Genomic DNA, 2,490 nt, shown 5'->3' on the forward strand with positions numbered 1-2,490 from the left:
TCGCTGCTCGCCAGAGCGGTTGGTGGTGGTGTTGCATTTGTTTGGCGGTCCACATGTCGGGGTTGACCATTCGGCCGATGTAACCCTTGTAGCAGGCGCCGATGAACCGTTTCATTGCTGTGTCGCCGGTGTCGACGGCAACTTTGCGGGCTTCTCGCAAGATTTTCGCCCACTTGTCGAGGGCTCGACCCTGTTCGGGGTAGACCCATGCTTCTGCGATGTCGAGGTCGTCGAGTTCTGCGCCGATTCCGCCATCGGCGATGGACGTTTGAAGTGCATCGAGGCTGACGGTGGTGATCCAGGTCTGCACAGGTTGGTCGGCGAGCATGTGTGGGTGAGGCAACGGTAGAGCGGGTGGGAGCGCCAGCATGTCACCCGGTGGGAGGGTTACACGCCAGAGTCCGAACGGGGTTTTCGATTGCCGCGCGGCGTCGAGCGCGTTCTCGCCGCGAAGATGTCGAGGTTTTCCGTAGCCGAATTCGAGCATGCCAGCGGAAGCGAGGTACGCCGCTCGTTGGTCTATCGATACCAGTTGTGTTGCATCGGAAAGTTCTTCGAGGTGCGGGATGCGGGTCCATCCGAGGGCAGGTTCGAGATCTCCGCGGGGTTCGCCGTCCAGCGGTGGGACCGGTCCACCGACGGTGACGACGATTCCTTTACCGCTGCGGGTGCGGTCGCGTTTGATCTTGTCGACGATGGCGGCGCCGGTGCGTGCTGGAGTGGGACCGGGTAGCACGCCGAGGTGTTGTGCGCACCAGGCGAGCCGGCGTCCCAGTTCGCGGGCAGCGGGGAGGTCGTCGTCGGGGAGGTAGGTTCCGGCGGTGGGAGATCCGAGGATCCCCATGTCCCCCACGCGATTGCCCCATCCGAAGTCTTTGTTCCAGTAGGTCCACACGTAGGGTTCGATGAAGATGTCGACCATGGATGTGAAGTTCCCGGTGGTGCGGGAGAGGTGAACGACGTGGCCGGGTTCTCCGCGGAGTTCCCATCCTGCGGTCAGCATCGGGGTCAGCGTGGCGTGGAGGATCGCGGTGAGTTCTTCGGCAGCGCGGGTGCGCAGGATTTCCATGTCGTCGACGTCGTCTTCGCTGCCTGGGTCGATGATCCATCCAAGCATGTCGCAGGCTTCGATTCCGACTATCCAGATCTGCGCCGGTGCGCCCAGCGGGGTGAGGGTTGCCCATCTGATGAGTTTGTCGAGTTTTTCGATGGAATCTACTGGGCCGGTGAGTGTATGGCCAGAGGGTGTGTAGGTTCCAACCGCTGTGACAATGACGGCGTGGCCGTCTGCTGACTCGCCGGCGGGAGGAAGAGCGGCCGGTTCGGTTGCGTCGAGCTCGGACGCGTGGGTGGGTTCCGTTTCCGGCTCCACGTCAGCGGCGGCCTTGACTTGGGGCACAATTGGTTCGGTGTCCGAGACCGACGACACGGGCGACATCGAGTCCTCACCGTGACGATCGGCATCGGTGCTTTCACCGGTTTCTGGTTCGACGTCTGCCTCCGGGGCGGCGTGATCTGCTACATTCGGCGATGTGGCGTCCAGGCCGGCATCGGAATCCAGGGCCGCGTCGTCGAGCGCGAAGAGAGCTGGTTCAAAATCGAGCTCAGAACCATCCCCCTGAACTTCGGGCACCGGAGGAGGATCGAGGTCGAACATGGGTATCTGCTCCCACTTTTTCGCCGCCATCACTGCCCCGTCGTCACTGCTGGTGTCTTCATGATTCGAGGTCGAACGCTGATCGCAATGCCCTTGTCAACAACACTTCCTGCGCCGGCAGCAGAAACCCCCGGTTCACACCGAGAGCCGACACCTGGATCGTCGTCAACCCATCACAATCGACAACAGATCCGTCCTCGACGCCGTTGCCTTCACCCAAACTCAGCTCCGTCGACAACCCCCGCCCCTCCGCACGAATCGGCGCAACAGTAACCGTCCCCAGATGAGGCCGAACCAACTCTCTCGTCAGAACCAACACCGAAGAAACGCCCGCGCCGAGCTGCGCATCGTGGATCGGGCGCACTCAGCTCTTCTTCCCGTGCGCGGCAGCGATATTCACATCGCCGCCTGCGCCGTCAGACAAGATCTCCACGTCACGGACCGCCAACTGCCGACGCTGCTCACGCTCCAATGCTCGAAGCACGACTTGGGCACGGCTTTTCGCGCGCCCGCCGCTGACCTCACCGTCGAGAAACGCCACAATGCCCTCGGGCAGCCGTACCGCGATCTGCGTACTCATAACCATCATGATACCGAATTGGGATGCAAACCGGTACCGGCCCCAAATCCATTCATCTCCTTGCAACCACCGCCCCTGACACTCCCGGTGCCGGGGACTCACGCCACATCCCACAGAAATACACTCGCGCTGCGCGCTCCCCTCTTCCACTCACCAATGGATCGAGGTGAGGCCGGGCGCTGCGCGCTCCCCTCTTCCACTCACCAATGGATCGAGGTGAGGCCGGGCGCTGCGCGCTCCCCTCTTCCACTCA

General features: G+C 62.5%; 3 protein-coding genes. All 3 read right to left on the bottom strand.

What is annotated here, in order from left to right:
- Positions 1–1,687 (bottom strand): hypothetical protein (locus ATN38_RS00190; protein ID WP_218747379.1); only part of this gene is annotated, 1,687 nt, incomplete at its 3' end.
- A 28-nt stretch (positions 1,688–1,715) separates the two neighbouring features.
- Entirely contained in the window at positions 1,716–2,021 is a 306-nt protein-coding gene (locus ATN38_RS00195; protein ID WP_021334703.1) for a type II toxin-antitoxin system PemK/MazF family toxin, read from the bottom strand.
- Positions 2,022–2,237: a hypothetical protein gene (locus tag ATN38_RS00200; protein ID WP_030538123.1), complete on the bottom strand. Its 216-nt coding sequence runs from the start codon at positions 2,235–2,237 to the stop codon at positions 2,022–2,024. It lies immediately after the preceding gene.
- Positions 2,238–2,490 lie beyond the last annotated feature (253 nt).

Source organism: Rhodococcus sp. FH8 (assembly GCF_019266085.1).
GTDB classification, from domain to species: domain Bacteria; phylum Actinomycetota; class Actinomycetes; order Mycobacteriales; family Mycobacteriaceae; genus Rhodococcus_F; species Rhodococcus_F qingshengii.

Coding starts and splice junctions, on each gene's coding strand:
- ATN38_RS00200 (WP_030538123.1), bottom strand. CDS start 2,237: ATGAGTACGCAGATCGCGGTACGGCTGCCCGAGGGCATTGTGGCGTTT.